This window comes from Sphingomonas sp. QA11, assembly GCF_028473665.1.
Lineage (GTDB): Bacteria > Pseudomonadota > Alphaproteobacteria > Sphingomonadales > Sphingomonadaceae > Sphingomonas > Sphingomonas phytovorans.
In genome coordinates, this window is the sequence record NZ_CP098774.1 from 2547037 (window position 1) to 2569579 (window position 22543).

Below are 22543 nucleotides of genomic sequence, written 5' to 3' on the forward strand. Positions count from 1 at the left end.
AGCAACGAATTCGGTTGCTCGTTCGTTCTTGGTTCATGTCAAACAAGATCACGCCCTCCCTGGAAGATGCCGTGCCTCAAGCGTACATCGTCGCCACACCTCGGACGAGCGACATGATCAGCGGAGCACTTTTCGCAGCTTTCGGACGCCAAGACGCCAGGGTGGATGACTTTACCGCATTGCTCCGCCAGATCGACATCGCCGACCGGGACAGTCATTCCCGTTAGAATTCGGACGTAGAGAGATCAATCGCCGCGGTCGCGGCTGAGATCCTCGACCTCGCCCATGATCGAATCCAGCGCCGTCATGCCCGGCTCGTTGCTGTGCGTGCGCCGCGACGGGAGCGAGTTGTCGTTCATGATCGTCTCAAGCGCGACTCGGCCACGCGCCACCCGGCTCTTGATCGTGCCGACAGCGACGCCGCAGATTTCGGCCGCTTCCTCATAGGCAAAGCCGCCCGCGCCGACCAGGATCAGCGCCTCGCGCTGCGGTTGCGGCAGATGGAGCAGCGCGCGCTGCATGTCGCCAAGCTCGACGTGCCGGTCCTGGCTCGCCGGGGCGGCAAGGATCCGGTCGGCGACCAGATCGTCCCATTCGCCCTTGAAGCGCGCACGGCGCATCTGGGAGAGATAGAGGTTGCGCAGGATGATGAAGGTCCAGGCGCGCATGTTCGTGCCGGCCTGGAAGCGCAATCGCGCCGCCCATGCCTTCATCAGCGTCTCCTGGACCAGATCGTCAGCGAGATCGCGATTGCCCGACAGCGACCGCCCGAAGGCGCGCAGATGCGGAATTACCTGCGCCAGTTGCGTCTTGAACTCGGAATCGGACAGGGCGACATGCTCCACCGGCTCGGGCGGCGTATCCTCGTCGTCAGTCTCGAAGGCGTCGGTCATGAACATCCGTTTCGTGTTCCAGGAAGCGAACATGGGGGTGGACTCAAGTCAAGTCCACCATACCGTGCGTTTTCGTCCACGTGTTTGATTAGCGGAGAAGCAGGACCGCGAAGATCACGATCACCAGCACCAGCGAGATGCCCAATATATATCGGGTCATATGCGGCGCGGCGCCTGCCCGCGCCTGCTCGCCGCTCAGATGTGCCGGTTCTTCTGGATTTGCCATTTGCCTATAACCCCCGAGCATTGTTTTGGGTCCGTACCAGATGGAACTCCAAATGCCGGGGGCTGGCCAAAAGTTCCCGTCAGAGTGCGGGAACTGTCGCTGAATCGAAGAACAATGCCTGGCTGATCGCCGCTTTCACCGTCGATCGCTGGAACGGTTTGGTGATCAGGAAGGTCGGTTCGGGCCGCTCGCCGGTCAGCAGGCGTTCCGGGAAAGCGGTGATGAAGATCACCGGCACCTGGAACTCGGCAAGGATGTCCTTCACCGCGTCGATGCCCGAGCTGTCGTCGGCAAGCTGGATGTCCGCGAGCACGAGGCCGGGACGATCCTCCATCGCCAGCGCGACCGCCTCGTCGCGGGTCACGGCGACGCCGGTGACGTCATGGCCCAGATCGCGCACGATCGTTTCTATATCCATCGCGATGATCGGCTCGTCCTCGATGATCAGCACTCGCGCGCGCGTCTGCTTCTCGATCTCGGCCAGCGCTTCGTTGACCAAAGCGTCGACCTCGCCCGGCTCGACCTCGATCAGATAGGCGGCGTCTTCCGGCGTGAAGCCTTCCATCGCGGTGAGCAGCAGCGCCTGGCGCGACAGCGGGGTCATCCGGGCAAGGCGTGCCCGGGCGATCGCCTCCTGACTGCTGCTGGCATCGGCCCCCGCATTCTCGGGCGTCTCGTCATAGTTGGTCGATCCCCAGATCGCCTGGAACGTCCGATAGAGACCAAGCCGCGGGTCGACGTCGCGCGGGAATTCCGCAGGCGCGGCGACGATCGCTTCGAGCGTCGCGCGCACATAGCGGTCGCCGTGCTGCTGGCTGCCGGTCAGCGCCCGGCCATAGCGGCGAAGGAAAGGAAGGTGGGGGGCAAGCTGCTGTCCAAGCGACATGGCTGTCGGGGTCTCCTCCAAGAAAAACGCCAGGGTCTGACGGGGGTCCTTGTGGAAGCGGCCCCCCGCCTTTGCAACGCGTTTCGATAGCCCGAGCGAAGGTGCCGGGCTTTTTCACATCGAACAGGGAACTATCGACGCGATCTTTGGTTTCATGCATTCGTCGCGGATTGTATGCGCGATATGCCCGGCCGTTTTCCTCGGCCGGGTTTCTCGATATGCCCGGTTTATACACCGGATGCTCAAGGGGGACGATTTTGCGTTCGGGCGACGAGTCTTCGAAAAAACCGCGAGCCACAAAGGCGACCAGGGTCCAGAGCAAGGACCGTGATATGGGTGCAGCATTGCGCACCGTGTATCAGAAGACGGTGGACGAGACGATTCCGCCCGAAATGCTCGACCTCCTGAGCAAGCTCGACTGAGCAGGCTCATGGCGGATTCCGCCGCCGGGCCCCAGGCTCCGGCCCGAAACCAGAAATTCGTCGCGCAGATCCCGACCGGCGCCAAGATCTTCCTGATCCTGAGCGCGGCGTTGCTGCCGCTTGCCATCATCGCCTTCTTCGCTTCGCTGAAGACCACTCAGACCGCGGACGAAACTGCCCGGGCACAGCTCCGCCTCGCTTCCGCCGAAAGCGCCCGAAAGCTGGCCATCGAGCTGGTCGGGGACATGACCGCGCTCCGTGTCGCCCTGAACGCCCTCGACATCGACAATGGCGATGCGCCCAGCTGTGCCCGCGCGCAGGGCGTCTTCGCGCAGCAGGCGGTCAGCGGCACGCGCTTCGTCATCAGGGATCGCCGCGCCCGGACCTTGTGCGGCGCGGATTTCCCGCGCGATCTGGCGCGGGTGCCGGCCAACACCGAACCCATCGCCGCCCGGGTCGTCCCGGGTCGCGGCCTGCTCCTCTCCATCGCCGGCGCCAGCGGCACCACCGCGACCGCATTCTTTCCCTCCGGCTTCCTCGCCGAAACAGGCAAGCCAAGCGATTTCGCACCACCCTATGAAGCCGTGCTGACACATGGGGAAGGCTCACTGCCCCTGACTCAACTTCCGCCTCGCAGCGCGCTGGAACGGCGCGAGACGATGCGAACCTCGCTCGGCCTTGGCGGTCTGGCGCTGCAGACGAGCGTGCGCAGCGCGCCGATCACGTCGCCCCTCCTTATCGCGATGCTGCTGCCGATTCTGATGTGGGCGGCCGCGGCGGGCATCGGCTGGTTCGTCGTTGACCGGTTGCTGATCCGTCCACTCCGCCGACTGCGGACAAGCGTCGCCGCCTATGTACCCGGCGAGGAGATCGACCCGGCCGAAGTCCGCGCCCTCCCCGCACAGGAAATTCGGGAGCTGGGCGACACTTTCCGCATGATCAGCCGGACGGTCGCCGAGCACGAGGCCGGCCTGGCCGAGGGCCTGGTGCGCCAGACCCGGCTTACGCGCGAGGTCCATCACCGCGTGAAGAACAATCTCCAGGTCATTTCGAGCCTGATCAATTTCCATGCCCGCGGTGCACGCAGCAAGGAAGCGACCGCCGCCTATTCCTCGATCCAGCGTCGGGTCGACGCACTCGCGGTCGTCCATCGCCACCATTTCGCCGAGCTCGAGGAGAATCGCGGCCTCTCCCTCCGATCCGTGATCGGCGAGCTTGCCTCGAACATCCGTGCGACAGCGCCGGAAGGGTCTTCGCAGCTCGGCATTGCGATCGATATCGATCCGTTCCTGGTCAACCAGGACGTCGCGATCGCGGTTGCCTTCCTGATCACCGAAATCGTCGAGCTGGCGATGACCTCCAATCCGGTCGCGCAGATCCGTATCTCGGTGAAGCCGGGCGAGACGCAGGATCGCGCCGTGCTGCGGGTCAATTCCCCCGCCCTGGTCGACGGAGACGACCTGCGCAAGGTCGTCGAGGAACGCTATGGCCGCGTGATGGAAGGCCTGTCGCGCCAGTTGCGCTCAAGGCTGCATCACGACCCGCTGGTCGGCGCCTACGAGATTTCGATCGCCGTCACCGGGCGTGACTGATTCAAGCGATTCTAAAGAATCGAAAAAAATTCGAAAACCCTGGAACCGGTCAGCGAAAGCTACGTTCTTAGCTTCGGATAGTGAATTTATGCCCCCCCGCTCTCGCTATCCAAGACATGGGCCCGAAAGCGTCAACCCTCCCCCCCGGTGGCGCTCTCGGGCCCAAATTCTTTTTTGGCTCAAGGATATTGCGCCGCTCCTTCCACGGAACGAACGCGACCGCCGATCATTGAATCGTCGGCATCTCAGGAGATATTCCATGCGTAAGCTCGTTGGACTGGCCCTCGTCGCCGGAGCGCTGATGATCAGCGCCTGCAACACCGTCGAAGGCATGGGCAAGGATGTGTCCTCGGCCGGCAGCACCGTCGCCAAGACGGCTGACCAAGCCAAATAGGCAGCCCTTTTCCTTCAGGCACACCCGGGCCCTCTCCCGCAAGGGAGGGGGCTTTTCTTATTCGGTCTCGGGAGTTTCCACCGGCAGCTTCGAGCGTCTCCGCTCGGTGAACCAGATGCCGATCAGCGCCAGTTCGTAGAGCAGGCACAGAGGAATCGCGAGCAGCAGCTGCGATCCGATATCAGGCGGGGTCAGCACCGCCGCGATCGCGAAGGCGCCGACAATGGCATAGCGGCGCGCGCTCACCAGCTGCTTGCGCGTCACGATCCCTGCGCGCTCCAGGAGCATGAGCACCACAGGCAGCAGGAACGACACGCCGAACGCGAACAGGAACTGCATCACGAACGACAGGTAGTTGGCGACCGACGGCAGCGCCTCCTGCTTGATTCCCCCGCCAAGGTCCCCCTGGTAGGAAAGCAGGAAGTGCAGCGCCATCGGCACCGCGATGTAATAGGCCATCGCAGCGCCGCCGATGAACAGCACCGGCGTCGCCAGCAGGAACGGCAGCAGCGCCTTCTTCTCCTGGCGGTACAGGCCCGGCGCGACGAACTGCCAAAGCTGGTTGGCGATCACCGGGAAGGACAGCATCATCGCCGCAAAGAACGCGACCTTCACCTGGACGAAGAATGCCTCGAAAATCTGGGTGTAGATGATCTTGCTCTGCCCCGCCGCGGCCAGCGGGTGCACCAGGAAAGCGAAGATCGGCTCGGCGAAATAAAAGGCGATCGCGAAGCTCACCACGATGGCCGCCACGCAGTAAAGCAGCCGCCGCCTCAGTTCGATCAGGTGATCGAGCAACGGTGCGCGGCTGGCATCGAGATCGTCGACCGGCGCGTTCATGACTCGGCTTTCGCGGCGGGCTTGCGCACCCGCTTTGCCGCCGGCTTGGCATCGGTGTCGGTCGCGGCCTTTACGGTCCTCTTGCGAACCGGCTTCGCGACAGGCGCGGGCGGCACTTCCGGCTCGGGCGCCGCGGCGATCACCGGCGCCTCGACCAGCACTGGCGCAACGTCCTCATGGTCGATGGCTTGAGTCATGGGCAACATCTGCTGGGGCGTGGGCGGATGCTCGCGCATGATGCGCTCATTCTCCTCAGCCCATTTCTTCTCCATTTCCTGGAGTTCCGCCTCGCGCATCATCGAATCGAAGCCCGATCGGAACTGTCGCGCGACACCGCGTGCGCGTGACACCCAATAACCGACGAAACGCATCGCCTTGGGCAAGTCCTTCGGTCCGATGACGATCAGCGCCACCATCCCGACGAGCATCAATTCGGTGGGGGCGATATCGAACATGCGAAAACTCTATGGAGCAGTCAAAAAACGGGACCCGGCCGGCTTCACGCGCTCTCGACCGCGCCAGCCGACATGATTCCGCCATGCCGGGCCCGTCCCGACAGGGCGTCTGCCGGCAAAGCTCAGCGCTCCTCGCGCAGCTTCTCGGCTTCGACCTCGATCGCGGGCTCGGCCGCTTTCTTGGCATCGATACGGCTCGGCTCGCGGACGGACTCGTCGTCTTCGGCCATGCCCTTCTTGAACTGCTTGATGCCTTTGGCGACGTCACCCATCATATTCGAGAAGCGTCCGCCGCCGAGCACGAGGATCGCGATCACGCCGAACACCAGCCAATGCACGAGGCTGAAACTACCCATCACCAATCTCCTAGGACGTAGGCCTATCTAGTCCTGATCGTCAGTCTTTTCTACCTCGGTGTTGTTGTCATCGCGTTCGCCGGCATGTTCAAGCGCCAGATCGATCGGGTCGAGCAGCCCGGCTGCCTTGAGATCGTCGATTCCGGGCAGGTCGCGCCTGCTGGCAAGGCCAAAATGCGCCAGGAACTCGGGGGTCGTCGCATAGAGCAGTGGCCGCCCCGGCACCTCGCGTCTTCCCGCGGGACGGATCCAGCCGGCCTCCATCAGCACGTCGAGCGTACCCTTGGAGATTTGAACCCCGCGAATCGCCTCGATCTCCGCGCGAGTCGCCGGTTCGTGATAGGCGATGATCGCCAGCGTCTCGATGCCCGCGCGGCTCAGCTTGCGCGCCTCCTCCTTGTCGCGGCGCAGCAGGTGCGCCATGTCGCCCGCCGTCTGGAAATGCCAGCGGTCGCCGCGCCTGACCAGTTCGATCCCGCGCCCGGCGAAATCGGCCTGGATCTCCTCGAGCACGCTCCGGACATTGTCCGCATTGCCGAGGTGCGCGCGGATCGCGTCGACCGTCATCGGCTCGGTCGCCGCGAACAGCACCGCTTCCACGGCGCGGGTCAGATCGTCGGCGCGCTTCATGCCCCCACCTTCAGGACGGGCGCCTTCAGGTAGAGCGGGGCGAAGGGCGATTTCTGGCGAAGCTCTACCCTGCCCTGCCGCGCCAGTTCGAGTGCAGCGACGAAGCTTGAGGCAAGCGCCGACTTGCGGAAGATGCCGGAAGCGGCTTCGGGCAGGAAGGTTTCGATCATGCTCCAGTCTATCCGTTCCCCGACCAGGCGGGAAACCCGCTCCAGCGCCGCCTCAAGCGTCATCACCGGCCGATTGGCGACAATATGCATCACCGGCCGCGTGCGTGCGCTGATCCGGCCATAGGCGGAGATCAGGTCGTATATCTCGGCCTGCCACAAGGCCTTTCGCACGGTGCGCAAGCCCTCCGGCGCGCCGCGCAGGAAGACGTCGCGATCAAGCCGGTCCCGTGCCATCAGCCGGGCCCCGGCCTCGCGCATCGCGTTGAGGCGTTCGAGCCGAAGCTGGAGACGCAGCGCCAGTTCCTCCGGGCTTGGCTGCTCCTCGGGGTCGCGCGGCAGCAGCAGCGCCGATTTGAGATAGGCGAGCCACGCCGCCATCACGAGATAGTCAGCCGCCAGTTCAAGCTTGATCGCCCTCGCCTGCTCGACGAAGCGCAGATACTGATCGACCAGCGCAAGGATCGATATCTCGCGCAGATCGACCTTCTGGCTGCGCGCTAGCGCGAGCAGCAGATCGAGCGGGCCTTCCCAGCCGTCGATATCCAGGGTCAGCGTCTCGGCATCGTCCATCGGACCGTTCTGGCGAAGCGCGAGGCGCTACACAATCCTCCCCGGCACGGGGGAGGCGCTAAGCCATACCCAGCAGCGTATCCCGCCTGGCGATGAGTTCAGCCATCTCACCCGGCGGCTTCGCCCCCGCGATCGTCGCCATCGCCCGCTCCAGCCGCTCAAGCGACTTTGCCGGCATCTCGCCGAGCCGCGACGCGATCTCTTCCATCTCGTCCATCCGTCCCCAGCAGTCGAGCACCACGTCGCACCCGGCGGCGATCGCGCCTTCCGCCTTGTCGCCGGCGCTGCCGGTCAATGCCTTCATGTCGATATCGTCGGTCATCAGCAGCCCGTCGAAGCCGATCCGCTGACGGATCACCTCCTCGATCACGATCGGCGACAGCGTCGAGGGCCGATCCGGGTCCCACGCCTCGAACACGATGTGCGACGTCATTCCCATCGGTGCCCCCGCAAGTGCCCTGAAAGGCGCAAGGTCGATCTCGAGCTCAGCCTCGGACGCGGTGACGGTCGGCAGGTGGTAATGGGTGTCGACCCTGGCCCGGCCATGCCCCGGCATATGCTTGACCACGCCGACCACGCCCCCGTCGCGCAGCCCCTCGATGATAGCCCGTCCCATCGCGGCGACGCGCATCGGCTCCGATCCCAGCGCCCGGGTCGAGATTGCCTCGGTGGTGTCGGGCTGCGACACGTCGAGCAGCGGCAGGCAATCGACCGTTATCCCCATCTCGGCCAGCATCAGCGCGATCGCCTGGGCATTGGCGCGCGCCGCCTCGATCGCGGAGATCGGCGCCGTCTCATACAGGGCGTCGAAAGCCGGTCCCGCCGGAAAGGCGGGCCATTCCGGCGGCCCCATCCGCGCGACGCGCCCGCCCTCCTGGTCGATCAGGATCGGCAGGTCGTCGCGGCCGGAAAGCGCGCGCAGATCGTCGGTCAGCGCGCGGAGCTGCGCGCGATCAGCAATGTTCCGCTTGAACAGGATATAGCCGACCGGGTCGGCCTGCCCGAAGAACGAACGCTCGCCGGGCGTGAGGGTCAGGCCCGACAGGCCATAGATGACTGGCTTCATCGGGGCTGCCTATCAGGAAGCCCCCCCGTCAAAAAGCCCCTCCCCCGAAGGAGAAGGGCCGAAACATGCCTCAGTCGTTCGCGACGAAACAGGCTTCGCCGGCGACCTTCAACTTGCCGCACAGCTCGCTCGCCGCGCTCGCGCTGCCCGCATTGACTCGCAGGCGATAGACGGTGCGGCCGTTGACCTCGGCCTTCTGCACCGACTTGCCGAGCGGTGCGAGATAGGTGAAGCGCTTGGACGCTTGGGCCCATGCCACATTGGCCGAGCCTTCGTCGGGGAAGGAGCCGAGCTGCACCAGCGACCCGCGCGACGTCGGGCCCGCGGCCGGCGCCGCGGTTTGAGTCGCCGCCGTCAGCTTGCCGCCCGATGCCGGTATCGCCACGACCGCCTTGCTCGCCCCGCCAGCGCTGGCTGCCGCGGGTGCCACCTTGGTTCCCGCGACGGGCGTTTCCGGCGTCGCGTTGAGATCGATCGCGGCATTGCCGCCGCCCGCACCATCGCTGGTCGCGACCGCGGTCTCGCCCTCGCCCTCGACCTTCAGGCCGCCGGGATCGTCGGGCTTGACCTTGTAGTCGCCCTCCTGCGCAGCAATCAGCGCGCCATTGCCGTCCACGCCCTGATGCTTCCGGTACCAGTAATAACCGAAGATCGCCGCAGCGATGATCGCAAGACCAAGCACGACCATGAGGACCACGCGAAAGATCGACGGGCCTTCGTCATAATCCTCGTCGACGGTCTCGAGCCACGGCAGCCGATCCTCGTCGCGGACCTCAAAGTCGCTCGACGTCGCCATCAGTTCATCTCCTGGACCGCCTGCACCCCCATGATGCCGAGTCCGTTGCGGACAATTTGCCCGATTGCGTCCGCCAAGAAAAGGCGTGCACACGTAATCTCCTGTTCGCCCTCAATCACGAAACGGCGCCCGGGATTATCATTGCCGAGATTGTACAGCGCGTGGAACGCAGCAGCCAAGTCATTGAGATAGAAAGCTACACGATGCGGTTCGCGCGCCGCGGCAGCGGTTTCGATGATCCGCGGGAACTGGGCTGCGAGTTTCACCAGCTCCAGTTCGGTGGTATCAAGTTGGGACAGATCGGCAGTGCCGCATGTCATTCCGAACTCAGCCGCCTTCCGATTCAGCCGCGCGATGCGTGCATGAGCATATTGAACGTAGAAGACCGGATTCTCCCGCGACATTTCGACGACCTTGGCGAAATCGAAATCCATCTGGGTGTCGGCCTTGCGCGTCAGCATGGTAAAGCGGACGACATCCTTGCCGACTTCCTCGACGACTTCGGCGAGCGTCACGAAATTGCCCGAGCGCTTCGACATCTTCACCGGCTCGCCGGCGCGCAGCAGGCGCACCATCTGCACCAGCTTCACGTCGAACCGGGTCTTGCCGCCGGTAAGCGCCTGCACCGCGGCGACGATCCGCTTCACCGTGCCGGCATGGTCGGCGCCCCAGATGTCGATCAGCGCATCGGCCGACTGCGCCTTCTGGTAGTGATAGGCGAGGTCGGCGCCGAAATAGGTCCATTGCCCGTTCGACTTCCTGATCGGCCGATCCTGGTCGTCGCCGAACTGGGTCGACCGGAACAGCGGCAGCACCACAGGCTCCCAATCCTCGGGCGTCTCACCCTTGGGCGCTTCGAGCACGCCGTCATAGATGAGGTCCCGCGCGCGCAGTTCGGCCTCGGCCGCCTCGGGCTTGCCCGCCGCCTGCAGCTCAGCCTCGGACGAGAACAGGCTATGGTGGATGCCGAGCAAGGCGAGATCGGCCTTGATCAGCTCCATCATCGCCGCAACCGCGCGGACTCGGAACAGCACCAGCCAGTCGCTTTCAGGCAGTGCCGCATATCTGTCGCCGAACTCGGCGGCCAGCGCCTGGCCCACCGGCACGAGATAGTCGCCGGGATACAGCCCTTCCGGAATCTCGCCGATATCGGCACCAAGCGCTTCGCGGTACCGCAGGTGCACCGACCGGGCGAGCGTGTCCACCTGCCCACCCGCGTCGTTGACATAATATTCGCGGATCACCCTGGCGCCGGCGAACTCAAGCAGGCTGGCCAGCGCATCGCCCACCACCGCGCCACGGCAATGGCCCATGTGCATCGGGCCGGTCGGATTGGCGGAGACATATTCGACATTGACGGTCGTGCCCGCCCCCTTGGTCGAGCGGCCGTAATCGTCGCCCTCTTCATGGATCGTCGAAAGCTCCGCGCGCCAGGTGTCGTCGGTCAGCGCCAGATTGATGAAGCCCGGGCCGGCGACCGACACGTCGCGCACCTCGTCCAGCTTGCCCAGTTCGGCCGATATCTTCTCCGCCAGCGCGCGCGGATTGGTCGCCGCGGGCTTGGCCAGCACCATCGCCGCATTGGTCGCGAGGTCGCCATGGCTCGGGTCGCGGGGCGGCTCGACGGTCACATTCGCGCGATCCAGCCCTGCTGGCAGATCGCCCGTCGCGACAAGGGCATCAAGCGCCGCATCGAGATGCGCGGCGAAACGGGTATAAAGGGTCATTGCTGGTCCGGTGATAAGAGCGAGCGCGGCCCTTAGCGGAAGGCGGGGTATGACTCAAATCGGGAGGAGCCTCTCCACACCAACATCGTCACCCGGGACTCGTTCGGGGGTCCACGGTTCCGCAAATCAACCGCTTTCAGTCGTGCGGAGCGGTGGATGCCGGAACAAGTCCGGCATGATGGTGGACCTTTGGTCGTCTCAGGTTCGGACCAGCCCCTCGACCGGCCGCGCCGCGCCCGCATCCGGGAACAGCGCCTTCATCGCCCGCCCCGGCTCGACCGAGAAATGCTCTGCCACCGCCCCCGCGATGAACGGATCGAGCTGGATCGTCGGCCTGAGGTCGCGTCCTTCGAAGAGGGCGGTCTGACCAAGCCCCGGCCAGTCCGCCAATACCCGCCCGCCCTTCACGCTGCCGCCAAGCAGCATCGCGGCGCTTGCCGTGCCATGATCGGTGCCGCCGGTACCGTTCACCGCCACCGTCCGCCCGAACTCCGTCGCGACCAATATCATCGTGTCCGCCCAGAGCGGGCCGAGCCCGGCCTGCAGCGCGCCGACCATCGCGTCGAGGCCGCGAAGCTGCAGGCCGAGCCGCACCCGCTGCTGCGCATGGGTATCCCAGCCATTGGTCTCGATCATCGCGATCCGCGCGCCATTCTCCGGCACGAGCAGTTTCGCCGCCAGCGCGCCGGTCGCCGCGGCATTGCGGCCGTCGTCATTGGTCATGCCGTTGGTCAGCGCGCGCGTGGCCATCGCCTCGCTCCACAATGCATGAAGCTGGCTGTCGCCCTGATAGAGCATCGAGACCCGATCGAGCAGCCCGGCCGACGCATCGGGCAAGGCTGACGGCGCGTAGGAAGAAACCTCATGCCCGCCGCGCAGCGCCATCGGCACCGTCGCCGAGATCGCGATCGCCCTGGCACTGGTCGGCGGCAGGATGCCGAGCATCCGGTTCAGCCAGCCATCCTTGACCTGATAGGCCCCTGCCCCACCCGTCTCGAGCACATTCTGGCCGTCGAAATGCGACCGATCGCGATAGGGCGAAGCCACCGCATGCGCGAACAGCGCCTGGCCCTGGCCGTAAAGCGTCCCGATGCGGCCGAGCGACGGATGCAGCGCGAACATCGAATTCAGTTTGCTCGCGCTGGCAAAATCCTCGGCCAGCACACCCCGTGCGCCCGCAAAGGCCGGATCACCGACCGGCGCCACCGTGCCGAGGCCGTCCGCCGCCCCGCGCTGGATGATGAAGACGAAGCGCTTGTCGGTTTCTGCCTTGGCGAAGGCGAGGCGCGGCGCGAGGCTCATGGCGAGAGCGCCCATCACGCCCGCACCGACGAAGGAACGACGATCGATCATGAGTTATCTCCGCATGAATTCGGGGGCGACGAGCAGCAGCGCGAGCGCCTGCCCGGCGCTTTCCGCCCGGGCCAGCGACTGCGCCGTCCCGGTCGAAAGAGTCGCGGGGAACAGCCTGGGCGCGAGCGCGCGCGCATCGATCTGCTCGCCCGCCTTTGCCGAAAAACGTTCCGCCGCCTCGACCCGGCGCAGGATCGCGTCGGGCCCTGCCCAACTCGCCGCGATATCGTCATAGCCGGCCGGCGATCCCGGCTTCCAGGCCGGCTGGCCGAGCTGGTTGAGCAGGCCAGTCACCGCCTGGGGTTGGACCGTTTTCATACCGAGAGCACGATAGGCCGAGATCGACCATTCCCAGGGCGTCTTGAACTTGGCCGGCTCGGCGGCCCATGCCGCGGGTGAATCGATCAGTACCCGGTAGACGCTGGGCAAATCCCCGCCTGTCTTCACGAAAGCAGCCTGCATCCGCTGCACCAGCGACGGAGACGGCGTGTCGCCGGTGAAATGCCGCGCAAGCTTGGTCGCGATATGGGTCGCGGTCGCCGGGTGCGCGGCCAGGTCGTTCAAAACGGCCTGCGCCTGGCCCTCGCCATTCTGGCCATAGGTCTTGCCCATGATCGTGCGCGTACCCGGCTCGTGCAGCGGCGCAGCGAAGATGAAGTCGCCCGCCGTGCCCTCTACCCCGGCGAAGCGGGCGCGGAGGCCCCGGGTCAGGCCCGCGACGCTCCACCCGGTCATTGCCCGGGCGAATTCGGTCACATCGGCCTGATCATAGCCGGTGCGCACCCCCAGCGTGTGCAGTTCCATGATCTCCCGCGCGAGATTCTCGTTCAGCCCGAGATTGCGGTTGCCACGCCCCGACGCCCGTGCGCCGACCACGCTGTTCGGCCCGACCGACTGCGCCTGGTCGAGATAGAGCAGCATCGCCGGATGCCGCTCGACCGCGTTCAGCATGTCGCCGAACCTGCCCAGAACATGTGGCCGGATCGCCTCGAACTCCAGCAGGCCGCCCAGGCCGACCACCTGCACCTTGTCGATCGAGATGGCGAAATGGTTCGCCCAGAAATGCACCAGCCGCTCGACGAACGGTGCGGGCGTGACGAGCGCGGCGCTGGCACGCGCCCCTACCGCGCCGACATAATAGTCCCGTGCCTGGCGCTGCGCGAAACGGCGCGCCTGCTTCACCGGATCGTTCGCATCGGCGGGATCTTCCGACTTCGCACCCGCACCCATCATATTGGGCGCCATCCTATCCTGAGTCATCGACGATGGCGCCATCGCGGCGGGGCGTTGAGAATTCCCTGCCGCCCCCTGCTGCCTGAGCATGCGGACCTGATCGAGATAGTCGGCCAGTTCTCCAGCAATCACCTGGCGGTTGGGCTGGGCCGCGATTACCTGGGGTTTCGGATCGAAGGCGTCGAACTGTCCGAGCAGCCATTTGCGCGGATCGCCCGGCACTGCCTCGTCGGGCCGTGCACCCAGTCCGAAACGATTTAACGCGATGCCGGCGTCTGCCATGGTCTCGTTCCCGTCATTTACCCGATCCTTGTATGCTCCTGATGTCGCAAGAGTTTGTCATTTCGCATTCCAGAAGCAATTCATCGTTCGTTTCTTGCAACTGGCCGCGCAATCTTTGCGGTTGGGATTTTGCTGCACTGCAATATCCTGAGCCCACACAACAGAAACGGGGGATGCTGATCTGGCTTTCGAGCACCGAAAGGAAAGATCATGACCAAGACGTTCCTCGCCGCCGCCGCGATGCTCGCGGCCTTCTCCGCCCCCGCCTTCGCCAAGGACAGCGCGCCGGAGCGCCGGTTCACCCGCGACGGCCAGACCTATGTCTATACGATGGTGGCCAAGACGAACCGCGTCGTCATCAGCGGCCGCCGCTATCCGTCCGGCAGCGCGTTCGAGCTCACCGTTCGCGGCGATCAGGTCAGCGGCATCTCGGGCGGCGAGCCCGTGTCGTTCAGCGTAAAGAACGCCCAGGCCAAGCTGACCCCGGTCGCGCTTGCCTCGCGCTAGAACCCCTCCGGCAGATCGATCGGCCCGACCACCTCGCGATAGCGGGTGACGGCATAGCGATCGGTCATGCCGGCGATGAAGTCGGCAATGTGGCGGCTGCGCGCGGGTTCCTCCGCGGGCAGCCGTGCATGCCAGTCGGCAGGCATCAGGCGCGGATCGGCGTGATAGGCACTGTACAGTCCCGCGACCAGTTCCCCGGCAATCCGTGCCGCCTCGAGCTGGCGCGGGTGATGGTACAGATTGGCGTACATGAAGCGCTTGAGCGATCGCTCGGCATCGCGCATTTCGTCCGAGAAGCCGGCCAGGCATGTGCCGGCGGCCCGCACATCCCCAGCGGTTTCGACTCCCGCCATGGCCACGCGGCGGCGTGTCTCGGCGATCAGGTCGTTGACCATCGTGCCGATCTGGGAGCGCACCAGCTCGCCGACCAGCCTGTCGGCCGCGATGTCCGGAAAACGACGCCGGGTCTCCTCCCAGCCGGCCGCGACCACCGGCACCTCAAGCATCTGCTCAAGCGTCAGCAGCCCGGCGCGCAAACCATCGTCGATGTCGTGATTGTCATAGGCGATGTCGTCGGCGATCGCCGCGACCTGCGCCTCGAGCGAGGGCCAGCGGGTGAGATCGAGCGGGAACGCCGCATCCGCCTCGGCCAGCGCCCAGGCAGGCTCAGCGATCGGGCCGTTGTGCTTGGCCAGGCCCTCGAGCGTCTCCCAGGTCAGGTTCAGCCCGTTCCATCTGGGATAAGGGCTGTCGATCACCATCAGCGCGCGCAGCGTGTTGCCATTGTGGTCGAACCCGCCCTGGCCCGCCAGCGCAGCCTTCAACGCATCCTCGCCAGCATGGCCGAACGGCGGATGGCCGATATCGTGCGCGAGGCACAGTCCCTCGGTCAGGTCCTCGTTCAGCCCGAGCGTGCGCGCCACGGCGCGACCGATCTGCGCGACCTCCAGACTGTGAGTCAGGCGGACTCGGAAATGATCGCCATCAGGCGCCATGAACACCTGGGTCTTGTGGCGCAGCCGACGAAAGCTGATCGAATGGATGATCCGATCCCGGTCCCGCTGGAACGCGTCGCGCGGTCCGCGCACCGCTTCGCGCTGCTCCTCATGCAGGCGGCCACGGCTGTTTGCCGGGTCGGCCGCCCACGGCGCGTGACGCTGCCCGTCCCTCACTTGGGGGCCAGCTTCGTGACTTTCTGGCCCGCCTCGCTGGTGAAGGAAAAGGCGGATAGCCCCTCCTTGGCGAGCGCATTGACGAAGGATCGTGCCTCGTCACTGGTCTTGAACGGCCCTGCCAGCACGCGATTGGTCGCGCGCAACGGCGTGGTCCAGCCCGATTTCCCCTTGAACACCATCGGGGCCTTGGCGCGAACCTTCTCCCATTCCTTGGGCAAAGTGTCTTCATTCGCGCCGCCCGCCACCTGGACCCAGATGCGCGAGGGTTCGAGGATCTTCGGATCGTTCTTCTTCTTCAGCTCAGCCGCCTTCTTCGCCTCAGCTGCCTTCTTCGCCTCGGCCAGTTTCTTCGTCTCGGCCGTTTTCTTCTCGGCAAGCGCCTGCTTGTCGGCAGCCGCCTTCTTCTCCGCCGCCTCGCGTGCCGCAGCCCCGGTGTCGACCGGTTCAGGCGCGGCCTGGGCCGGAACCGGGGGCGGCGACTCGGCCCGTGCGGTCTCGATCGGCGCGACCCCCAATTCGGAGCCCGGCACCGAGATATTGGCGATGATGCTGGCCAGGATCGAATCCTCGCTCCGCACCGGCGTCGGTGCCGATGCGACGTGGACCGGGCGCTCGGACGGGGTCGTCGGCGCGGGAGTCGCAGCAGCGAATGCCTCGGGGCCACTTGCGGCAGAGACGGGGGCGGACGGGGCCACCGTCGTCGGCGGGGGTGAAGCTTGCGGGGGCGACGCCTGCGGCACAACGGGAGAGGGTCGCGGCGCGCTTTCCGGAATCCGCGTGTTCGCCTCGGTGACCGGCAAAGAAGACGGCACACTTGCTGGCGGCGCTGCCGCTGCGATCGCCGGGCGACTCGGCAGGTTTGAAGACGCGAGAACCACCGGCCCGGAAGCCGATGGCGGCGGCGAGACCGGCCGGCCGGCCGGCGTCTGGTTCGAACCGCCCGGAATTCGCGTATCCACTTCCGGCGGCAACGTGCTTCGGTCCGCTATCGGCGGCCGGGCCGACGCCACAGCAGTTGGCGGGGTCCGGGACGGCGCAGGCACAGCGAACGACGATCCGGTCGCGGGCGCGAGGGTCATGTTCCGCCGCCCGCTGTCAGGGGTCCGCGCCGGCACCACTGAAGCCATCTGAACCGGGCTCGGTGGCGCGTGGACCGGCTGGTCGACCGGATCGACGCTGGCGACATAGACCGGCGGTTGCGGCAACGGCTCGGGCTGCGGTTGCACCGCTGGCGGTGCCGTCGTCGCGACCTGGATCTCATATTGCTTGCGTTTCTTGCCCCGGCTGCGGCGATCCGCCGACTTGTCGGGCCGTGGCGCAGCCTGCACCGCCGCGACCGTCGTCGCCGCGGGCACGACCGGAAGGCCCGGCTCGGGCGGCAGCGGCGCCAGCACCGGGATCATCCGGGCGTCGGCGGTCCGCTCGGGCGTGGCGCGCAATTCGCCGAAATGGACCGCAAAGGCGCGGTCGGTCGGCCCAAGGCTGGGGAGTCGCTCGAAAAAAGGCTGCAACCCCTGCGCCAACCCCGGTGGCATCATGTTGGTCGCGATCCGCGACGCCCCCTGATCGTCGCCGTTCATTGCCAGGATGAAGGCGCGCGCGCGCCAGGCGCCCCGGTCGCTCTTCCGCAGCAACGGATCGAGTTGCTTGAGCGCCATGTCGCGCTTGCCGGATATGCCGAGCGAGAGAGCATAGCGCCGTATCGTCTCGTCGGCCGACCCGTCCTTGAGGGCCAGGCGATAGTCCCGCTGCGCACGCTCCTGCTGGCCGATCAGGTCATAGGCCAGGCCGCGATCGGCGGCATAGTTGCGCGGGTCCAGCCCCAGCGTCTCGGCCTCGGCGAACCGGCGCAGGGCTTCGCCCGGCCGCTCGGACTGGACGAGGATGCTGCCCATTCCCGCCTTGATCCGCGCGTTGCGCGGATCGAGCCGTTCCGCCCGAGCGAAGAAAGCACCGGCGGCGGTCGGATCGCCGAGCTTCAGCGCCAGTTCGCCGGCACGGACCAGCGCGTTGATGTCGAGAGGATTGGCCGCCAGCAGCCGCATTTCCGCCGCGAGTTCGTCGCCCAGCGGGTTGAGCGGCTGCACCGTCTGCACGGGTTGCACCTGCACGCCAGCCATCGCGCCCGCGAAAGGCACGACAAGAGCAACGACGGACCCGAAAAGGTGGAAAGCACGCATGAGAAGCCAGCCTAGAGCCCAGTCCGGCTGAACCGGCAATGTCCGGATCGGTCGAGGCGCGCCAGAGTGACACGCACCGGCGATGAACCGGCCGCGCACTCCGGCGTCATCTCATTGATTGTTCTGGCGATGCAAGAAGCGCGGGATATCGACCGAATCCTTGTCGGAAGGCTCGTCTTCGCGCGCCGCGCCGCGCGACACGCTCGACATGCGCTCGAACAGAGTCCCCCCCAGCTTGACGCGCGGCGCGGCGGGGACCGGCTCGCTTGCCGGAGCCGGCGCTTCCTCGGCAGCCGGGGCGCCGGGCGACAACCAGCGGCGACGCACTGCGAGATCGGGATCGGGCGCCGCTGCCGGCTCGGCGGCGGTCACTTCCTCGTCGCCGAACACCGGCATGGCTGGAACCTGGGTCTCGCTGCCCAGTACCAGCTCGTCGGCGGCGTCGGGCGCTTCCGCCGCAACCGGCTCCTGGGTGTCGAATGCGACCGGCTCGGCGGCCAGCGGCGCGGGTGCCTCGACGGCGGGAGCTGGCGCTTCCTCCGCCTTCTTCGGCGCGGAGAAGGTAAAGGCGCGCGACGACGGCGCCGGTGCCGCGGCCGGACGCGCTTCCGCCTCGATGCCGGTCGCGACGACCGACACGCGGATCACCCCTTCCAGGTCAGGGTTGAAGGCCGAACCCCAGATGATATTGGCGTCTTCGTCGACCAGTTCGCGGATATGGTTCGCCGCCTCGTCGACTTCGAGCAGGCGCATGTCGTCGCCACCGGTGATCGAGACGATGACGCCCTTGGCGCCCTTCATCGACACGCCGTCGAGCAACGGGTTGGCGATCGCCTTGGACGCAGCCTCGATCGCGCGATTGTCGCCGGACGCTTCGCCCGTGCCCATCATCGCCTTGCCCATTTCCTGCATCACCGAACGCACGTCGGCGAAGTCGAGGTTGATCAGGCCGGGCATGACCATCAGGTCGGTGATGCCGCGCACGCCCTGTTGCAGCACCTCGTCAGCCATCTGGAACGCCTCCTTGAAGGTGGTGTTCGCGTTGGCGACCAGGAACAGGTTCTGGTTGGGGATGACGATCAGCGTATCGACGTACTTCTGTAGTTCCTCAATGCCCGCCTCGGCGCTCTTGGCGCGGCGATTGCCCTCGAACGCGAACGGCTTGGTCACGACGCCGACGGTGAGGATGCCCATGTCACGCGCCGCCTTGGCGATGACCGGCGCAGCGCCCGTGCCCGTGCCGCCACCCATGCCGGCGGCGATGAAGCACATATGCGCGCCTTCGAGCATCTTGGTGACCTGCTCGAGCGTCTCCTCGGCGGCGGCGCGACCGATCTCCGGCCGCGAACCGGCACCCAGGCCCTGCGTGATCTTCGCGCCAAGCTGGATCTTGTGAGCGGCGGTCGACTGCTTGAGCGCCTGCGAATCCGTGTTGGCGACAAGGAAATCGACGCCCTGGACTTCAGCGCGCATCATGTTCGCGATGGCGTTGCCTCCAGCGCCACCAACCCCGATCACCGCGATGCGCGGCGTCAGCTCGTCGACTTCGGGGGGAAGGAATTCGATGCTCATCGCCTGTCTCCGCACCACCCCAAACACCGGGGCGCTCAATAATGATACTGCCCGTTCTGCACCATCCCTTGCGGTGACTCCAGCACGAACAGCTAAGTCTTGTCGTATTTCTTTAATAATTCGCCCGGGCAGTCGCCAGCAACCGCTTGAAGATCGCAAGTCCCTTCGGCCGGTGCACCAACTGATTCGACGGCGACAGTGCCCGCAGATCGACCGGATCGGCCGCGGCGTAGAATGCCAGGCCCGCCAGTGTCGCAAAAGCGGGGCCGCCATGGGCCTCGGGTAGTGCGGTCAGTCCGCGCGGGCGGCCGATCCTGACCGATCGCCCAAGCGCCTGCTGCGCATAATCGGCGATCCCCTTCAGCTCGGCGCCCCCCCCGGTCAGCACGACCTGGCGACCCACCGGTCCTTCGAACTTCAGCTCGACCAGCGCCTTCTGGACCTCGCCCATCAGATGGTCGAGCCGCTGGCGGATCACCGCGATCAACTGCGCGCGGGTGATGCGCGTGCCGTCGCCCGCGCCATCCTCCGCCGAGATCGGCGCGACGTCGATCATGTCGTGATTGTCCCGCGGGCTGGCATTGGCCGACCCGTAGAAGCACTTCATCCGCTCCGCCTGCGCCCGGCGCGTGCCGAAGGAGGAGGCGATATCGTCGGTGATGTCGGCCGCCCCGATCGGGATCGAGGTCAGGCCGACCAGCATGCCGCCGGCGAACAGCGAGACATTGGTGATCCCGGCGCCCATCTCGACCAGCGCGACACCCAGCTCGCGCTCTTCCTCGGACAGGCAGGCCATGCCGGTCGCGACCGGCGAGGCGATGATCGCCTTCACTTCGAGATGCGCGTTGGCGACGCACAGGCCCAGGTTGCGCACCGGCGATCCGTCGGCGGCGACGACATGGATATGCACGCCCAGCCGGTCGGCATGAAGCCCCAGCGGCCGCTTCACCCCGGTCAGCCCGTCGAGCGTGTAGAGCGCCGGTTGCGCGTGCAGCACCATGCGGCCAGCGGGATCGATCGATTCACGTCCTGCCTGGAGCAGCGCGTCGATGTCGGATTGCTCGACCCGGTGTCCGCCAAGCTCGAACTCGATCGAGGCGACGTCGGACACGAGCCCGCCGGCCGAGAAGCTGACCCACACATTCTCGATATTGGTCCCGGCGATCCGCTCCGCCTGCTCGACCGCCTCGCGCACCGCGACTTCGGTCGCCGCCGCATCGGCGATGTAGCCGCGCTTGACACCCCGGCTCTCGCGCTGGCCGGTGCCGAGCACGATCAGCTCGCCGCCATCGCCCTTCTGCGCGATCATCGCCGAAACCTTTGACGACCCGATATCGAGCGCCGTAATCAGTCCCTCGGGTGCTGCCTTCGCCATATGCCTTACCCCTGTACCATCGTGAACGCCGTGTGCTTCGCCTCGATCAGGGCAGGCCGTTGCGGCGCATTCTCATCTTCCGGATCAGCTATAGCACGATTGACCACCTGCCCCGGCTTGCGTGCGACCAGCTTGCTCGGATCGCGCATGTCGAAACGAATCCAGCCCTTGCCCAGCAGCGGGCGGACCCCGTCGAGCTGGGCAAATTTCACCAGTGCCTTGGCCGCATCGGAATCGCCCTCGGGCAGCGCAAGTGTCTCGCCGGATTCGAACAGCAGGTTCCAGCGCCGGTTGCCGACCCAGGTCGCCGCCTTCACCACCGGGCGAAGCGCCGGCGCGGCATCGAGCAGCTTCTGGTACGCTGCCTCCTGCTCGTTCGCGCCCGGGCCGATGACCAGCGGCAGGTCGGGCATTGCCTCTGCTTTCACCGGCTCGAGCCACACGCCATTCTCGGCGATCAGCGAGAGCTTGCCGCGATCCTGCCATACCGCCGTCGGCTTGCGCTCGACGATATGGACAAGCAGCGTGTCGGGCAGCCGGCGCGAGACATGCGCATCGGCGATCCAGCCATAGGACAGCAGCTTCTGGCGGACGTCCTCCAGGTTGACGAGCGGCATCGCGCGGGATTTCTGGTCGAGCGCGACGGCATAGACCGTCATCCGGTCCATCCGGCTGAGGCCGGTCACCTCGACCTGTTCGACACGCAGGCCCGCCCGCCCGACGCCCTCGGCGATCGCGACGCCGATCGCGCCGGGAACGCCGAACCAGGTCGCCGTGGCGATCGCCACCGCGCCCACCGCGCCGACGATCGACCAGGTGGCGATCCGGCGCACCGTATCGTGGCTGATCGGCAGCACCTCGATGGCGCGGTCGACGATCGACGCCTTGGGCTGCTGCCGACGCTTGGTCTGGATCTGCCGCCGCGGCGGCGATCCGCGCTTGATCGTACGGCTCACAGGGCCTCCTCCACGATCTTCTGGACGAGCTCGGCATAGCTCAGGCCGATATAGCGCCCCTGTTCGGGTACCAGGCTGAGCGCGGTCATGCCCGGCTGGGTGTTGACCTCGAGCAGGAACAGTCCATCGATGCCCTGGCTGTCGTCCCAGCGGAAATCGGACCGCGACACGCCCGAGCAGCCGAGCAGGCGATGCGCGTCGAGCGCGATTCGCTTGCAGGCATCGGCGATCTCGTCGGGGACTTCGGCCGGGCATATATGCACCGTCAGCCCGTCGGTATATTTCGCGTCGTAATCATACCAGCCGCTCTTGGGCTTGAGCTCAGTCACCGCCAGCGCCTCGCCTGCCAGCACCGCCGTCGTAAGCTCGCGGCCCCGAATATAGGGCTCGGCGAGCAGTTCCTCGAACTCGCCCCACGGCCCCGTCACGCCACGCGCGATCGGGTTGCCGTAATTGCCTTCGTCGGTGACGATCGCGACGCCGACCGACGATCCTTCGTTGACCGGCTTCAGCACATAGGGCCGCGGCAACGGATCGCCTTCGAACAGCGTCTCGCTCTTCACGATCCGCCCACCGGGCATCGGGATGCCGTGCGGCACCAGGGTCTGCTTGGTCAGCAGCTTGTCGATCGCGATCACCGAGGTGACCAGGCCCGAATGCGTGTATTTCAGCCCCATCAGGTCGAGCATGCCCTGCACCGACCCGTCCTCGCCCGGCGTCCCGTGCAACGCGTTGAACACGACGTCGGGCGCCGCCTCGACCAGCCGCGACGCGACGTCGCGGCCCATATCGATCCGGGTGACCTTGTGGCCAAGGCTTTCAAGCGCGTCGGCCACGCCAGCACCGGACATCAGCGAGACTTCGCGCTCGGCCGACCATCCGCCCAT

Annotated in this window: 24 protein-coding genes; 5 read left to right on the forward strand and 19 right to left on the reverse strand. The window is 66.2% G+C overall.

The annotated features are described in order from the left end of the window. Positions 1-35: 35 nt before the first annotated feature. Positions 36-227 carry a hypothetical protein gene (locus NDN01_RS11875; RefSeq protein ID WP_272627643.1) on the forward strand — a complete coding sequence of 64 codons (192 nt, stop codon included), beginning with the start codon at positions 36-38 and terminating at the stop codon, positions 225-227. A gap of 18 nt (positions 228-245) precedes the next feature. Here the strand turns inward: NDN01_RS11875 and NDN01_RS11880 are convergent, their stop codons facing one another. The 3 genes from NDN01_RS11880 to NDN01_RS11890 all read right to left on the reverse strand — a co-directional run bounded on the left by NDN01_RS11880 (position 246) and on the right by NDN01_RS11890 (position 2005). Then, positions 246-893 (reverse strand): sigma-70 family RNA polymerase sigma factor, encoded by a 648-nt coding sequence (locus NDN01_RS11880; RefSeq protein ID WP_272627645.1) that lies wholly within the window; start codon positions 891-893, stop codon positions 246-248. Positions 894-981: 88 nt separating this feature from the next. Next, the gene (locus NDN01_RS11885; RefSeq protein ID WP_272627646.1) at positions 982-1119 is read right to left on the reverse strand and encodes a hypothetical protein; all 138 of its coding nucleotides are present in this window, start codon (positions 1117-1119) and stop codon (positions 982-984) included. Between the two features lie 79 nt (positions 1120-1198). Next, complete coding sequence (locus NDN01_RS11890; RefSeq protein WP_272627648.1) at positions 1199-2005, reverse strand: response regulator; 807 nt, start codon at positions 2003-2005, stop codon at positions 1199-1201. A 332-nt stretch (positions 2006-2337) separates the two neighbouring features. On the opposite strand from NDN01_RS11890, the gene NDN01_RS25975 reads away from it, so the two are divergent. The 3 genes from NDN01_RS25975 (at position 2338) to NDN01_RS11905 (ending at position 4413) form a co-directional block, all read left to right on the forward strand. Next, entirely contained in the window at positions 2338-2427 is a 90-nt protein-coding gene (locus tag NDN01_RS25975) for a NepR family anti-sigma factor (RefSeq protein WP_272627650.1), read from the forward strand. Between the two features lie 8 nt (positions 2428-2435). Beyond that, positions 2436-4019, forward strand: a complete 1584-nt coding sequence (locus NDN01_RS11900; protein WP_272627652.1) for a sensor histidine kinase — start codon at positions 2436-2438, stop codon at positions 4017-4019. A gap of 259 nt (positions 4020-4278) precedes the next feature. Beyond that, positions 4279-4413 carry an entericidin A/B family lipoprotein gene (locus tag NDN01_RS11905; protein WP_272627654.1) on the forward strand — a complete coding sequence of 45 codons (135 nt, stop codon included), beginning with the start codon at positions 4279-4281 and terminating at the stop codon, positions 4411-4413. Between the two features lie 57 nt (positions 4414-4470). Here NDN01_RS11905 and tatC read toward each other — a convergent pair whose 3' ends face one another. From tatC to NDN01_RS11955, 10 genes are all read right to left on the reverse strand, one after another. After that, the gene (gene tatC / locus NDN01_RS11910) at positions 4471-5253 is read right to left on the reverse strand and encodes a twin-arginine translocase subunit TatC (RefSeq protein WP_272627656.1); all 783 of its coding nucleotides are present in this window, start codon (positions 5251-5253) and stop codon (positions 4471-4473) included. Next, positions 5250-5708, reverse strand: a complete 459-nt coding sequence (gene tatB, locus NDN01_RS11915) for a Sec-independent protein translocase protein TatB (RefSeq protein WP_272627658.1) — start codon at positions 5706-5708, stop codon at positions 5250-5252. The genes tatC and tatB overlap by 4 nt, the downstream gene beginning before the upstream one ends. A gap of 122 nt (positions 5709-5830) precedes the next feature. Continuing rightward, positions 5831-6064: a twin-arginine translocase TatA/TatE family subunit gene (locus NDN01_RS11920; RefSeq protein ID WP_272627660.1), complete on the reverse strand. Its 234-nt coding sequence runs from the start codon at positions 6062-6064 to the stop codon at positions 5831-5833. 27 nt (positions 6065-6091) lie between these two features. Beyond that, a complete protein-coding gene (gene scpB / locus NDN01_RS11925) occupies positions 6092-6694 on the reverse strand; it encodes an SMC-Scp complex subunit ScpB (protein ID WP_272627662.1) in 603 nt (200 codons plus the stop codon). After that, complete coding sequence (locus NDN01_RS11930; RefSeq protein WP_272627664.1) at positions 6691-7434, reverse strand: segregation and condensation protein A; 744 nt, start codon at positions 7432-7434, stop codon at positions 6691-6693. The genes scpB and NDN01_RS11930 overlap by 4 nt, the downstream gene beginning before the upstream one ends. Before the next feature lie 58 nt (positions 7435-7492). Then, positions 7493-8500, reverse strand: a complete 1008-nt coding sequence (locus NDN01_RS11935) for a glycoside hydrolase family 3 N-terminal domain-containing protein (RefSeq protein ID WP_272627667.1) — start codon at positions 8498-8500, stop codon at positions 7493-7495. Positions 8501-8570: 70 nt separating this feature from the next. Continuing rightward, on the reverse strand, positions 8571-9296 hold the full coding sequence (locus NDN01_RS11940) for an SPOR domain-containing protein (RefSeq protein WP_272627668.1): 726 nt from the start codon (positions 9294-9296) through the stop codon (positions 8571-8573). After that, positions 9296-11023 (reverse strand): arginine--tRNA ligase, encoded by a 1728-nt coding sequence (gene argS, locus NDN01_RS11945; protein WP_272627669.1) that lies wholly within the window; start codon positions 11021-11023, stop codon positions 9296-9298. Before argS ends, NDN01_RS11940 begins: the two co-directional genes overlap by 1 nt. A 198-nt stretch (positions 11024-11221) precedes the next feature. Then, a complete protein-coding gene (locus tag NDN01_RS11950; RefSeq protein ID WP_272627671.1) occupies positions 11222-12376 on the reverse strand; it encodes a DUF1501 domain-containing protein in 1155 nt (384 codons plus the stop codon). A 3-nt stretch (positions 12377-12379) separates the two neighbouring features. Continuing rightward, the gene (locus NDN01_RS11955; RefSeq protein ID WP_272627673.1) at positions 12380-13891 is read right to left on the reverse strand and encodes a DUF1800 domain-containing protein; all 1512 of its coding nucleotides are present in this window, start codon (positions 13889-13891) and stop codon (positions 12380-12382) included. 210 nt (positions 13892-14101) lie between these two features. Here NDN01_RS11955 and NDN01_RS11960 point away from each other — a divergent pair, with 210 nt between their 5' ends. Then, positions 14102-14398 (forward strand): hypothetical protein, encoded by a 297-nt coding sequence (locus NDN01_RS11960; protein WP_272627675.1) that lies wholly within the window; start codon positions 14102-14104, stop codon positions 14396-14398. Here NDN01_RS11960 and NDN01_RS11965 read toward each other — a convergent pair. The 6 genes from NDN01_RS11965 to NDN01_RS11990 form a co-directional block, all read right to left on the reverse strand. Beyond that, a complete protein-coding gene (locus tag NDN01_RS11965; RefSeq protein ID WP_272627677.1) occupies positions 14395-15570 on the reverse strand; it encodes a deoxyguanosinetriphosphate triphosphohydrolase in 1176 nt (391 codons plus the stop codon). The genes NDN01_RS11960 and NDN01_RS11965 overlap by 4 nt on opposite strands. Then, positions 15567-17753, reverse strand: a complete 2187-nt coding sequence (locus tag NDN01_RS11970; RefSeq protein WP_272627679.1) for an SPOR domain-containing protein — start codon at positions 17751-17753, stop codon at positions 15567-15569. The genes NDN01_RS11965 and NDN01_RS11970 overlap by 4 nt, the downstream gene beginning before the upstream one ends. A gap of 111 nt (positions 17754-17864) precedes the next feature. After that, positions 17865-19325 carry a cell division protein FtsZ gene (gene ftsZ / locus NDN01_RS11975; protein ID WP_272627681.1) on the reverse strand — a complete coding sequence of 487 codons (1461 nt, stop codon included), beginning with the start codon at positions 19323-19325 and terminating at the stop codon, positions 17865-17867. A gap of 112 nt (positions 19326-19437) precedes the next feature. After that, entirely contained in the window at positions 19438-20700 is a 1263-nt protein-coding gene (gene ftsA, locus NDN01_RS11980; protein ID WP_272627682.1) for a cell division protein FtsA, read from the reverse strand. A 5-nt stretch (positions 20701-20705) separates the two neighbouring features. Further along, entirely contained in the window at positions 20706-21656 is a 951-nt protein-coding gene (locus tag NDN01_RS11985; protein ID WP_272627684.1) for a cell division protein FtsQ/DivIB, read from the reverse strand. Then, the gene (locus NDN01_RS11990; RefSeq protein ID WP_443025244.1) at positions 21653-22543 is read right to left on the reverse strand and encodes a D-alanine--D-alanine ligase; all 891 of its coding nucleotides are present in this window, start codon (positions 22541-22543) and stop codon (positions 21653-21655) included. Before NDN01_RS11990 ends, NDN01_RS11985 begins: the two co-directional genes overlap by 4 nt.

Excerpts from the sequence above, each read along its gene's own strand:
- NDN01_RS11875 (WP_272627643.1), top strand. The coding sequence starts at position 36 with ATGTCAAACAAGATCACGCCCTCCCTGGAAGATGCCGTGCCTCAAGCG.
- NDN01_RS11880 (WP_272627645.1), bottom strand. The coding sequence starts at position 893 with ATGACCGACGCCTTCGAGACTGACGACGAGGATACGCCGCCCGAGCCG.
- NDN01_RS11885 (WP_272627646.1), bottom strand. The coding sequence starts at position 1,119 with ATGGCAAATCCAGAAGAACCGGCACATCTGAGCGGCGAGCAGGCGCGG.
- NDN01_RS11890 (WP_272627648.1), bottom strand. The coding sequence starts at position 2,005 with ATGTCGCTTGGACAGCAGCTTGCCCCCCACCTTCCTTTCCTTCGCCGC.
- NDN01_RS25975 (WP_272627650.1), top strand. The coding sequence starts at position 2,338 with ATGGGTGCAGCATTGCGCACCGTGTATCAGAAGACGGTGGACGAGACG.
- NDN01_RS11900 (WP_272627652.1), top strand. The coding sequence starts at position 2,436 with ATGGCGGATTCCGCCGCCGGGCCCCAGGCTCCGGCCCGAAACCAGAAA.
- NDN01_RS11905 (WP_272627654.1), top strand. The coding sequence starts at position 4,279 with ATGCGTAAGCTCGTTGGACTGGCCCTCGTCGCCGGAGCGCTGATGATC.
- tatC (WP_272627656.1), bottom strand. The coding sequence starts at position 5,253 with ATGAACGCGCCGGTCGACGATCTCGATGCCAGCCGCGCACCGTTGCTC.
- tatB (WP_272627658.1), bottom strand. The coding sequence starts at position 5,708 with ATGTTCGATATCGCCCCCACCGAATTGATGCTCGTCGGGATGGTGGCG.
- NDN01_RS11920 (WP_272627660.1), bottom strand. The coding sequence starts at position 6,064 with ATGGGTAGTTTCAGCCTCGTGCATTGGCTGGTGTTCGGCGTGATCGCG.
- scpB (WP_272627662.1), bottom strand. The coding sequence starts at position 6,694 with ATGAAGCGCGCCGACGATCTGACCCGCGCCGTGGAAGCGGTGCTGTTC.
- NDN01_RS11930 (WP_272627664.1), bottom strand. The coding sequence starts at position 7,434 with ATGGACGATGCCGAGACGCTGACCCTGGATATCGACGGCTGGGAAGGC.
- NDN01_RS11935 (WP_272627667.1), bottom strand. The coding sequence starts at position 8,500 with ATGAAGCCAGTCATCTATGGCCTGTCGGGCCTGACCCTCACGCCCGGC.
- NDN01_RS11940 (WP_272627668.1), bottom strand. The coding sequence starts at position 9,296 with ATGGCGACGTCGAGCGACTTTGAGGTCCGCGACGAGGATCGGCTGCCG.
- argS (WP_272627669.1), bottom strand. The coding sequence starts at position 11,023 with ATGACCCTTTATACCCGTTTCGCCGCGCATCTCGATGCGGCGCTTGAT.
- NDN01_RS11950 (WP_272627671.1), bottom strand. The coding sequence starts at position 12,376 with ATGATCGATCGTCGTTCCTTCGTCGGTGCGGGCGTGATGGGCGCTCTC.
- NDN01_RS11955 (WP_272627673.1), bottom strand. The coding sequence starts at position 13,891 with ATGGCAGACGCCGGCATCGCGTTAAATCGTTTCGGACTGGGTGCACGG.
- NDN01_RS11960 (WP_272627675.1), top strand. The coding sequence starts at position 14,102 with ATGACCAAGACGTTCCTCGCCGCCGCCGCGATGCTCGCGGCCTTCTCC.
- NDN01_RS11970 (WP_272627679.1), bottom strand. The coding sequence starts at position 17,753 with ATGCGTGCTTTCCACCTTTTCGGGTCCGTCGTTGCTCTTGTCGTGCCT.
- ftsZ (WP_272627681.1), bottom strand. The coding sequence starts at position 19,325 with ATGAGCATCGAATTCCTTCCCCCCGAAGTCGACGAGCTGACGCCGCGC.
- ftsA (WP_272627682.1), bottom strand. The coding sequence starts at position 20,700 with ATGGCGAAGGCAGCACCCGAGGGACTGATTACGGCGCTCGATATCGGG.
- NDN01_RS11990 (WP_443025244.1), bottom strand. The coding sequence starts at position 22,543 with ATGGGCGGATGGTCGGCCGAGCGCGAAGTCTCGCTGATGTCCGGTGCT.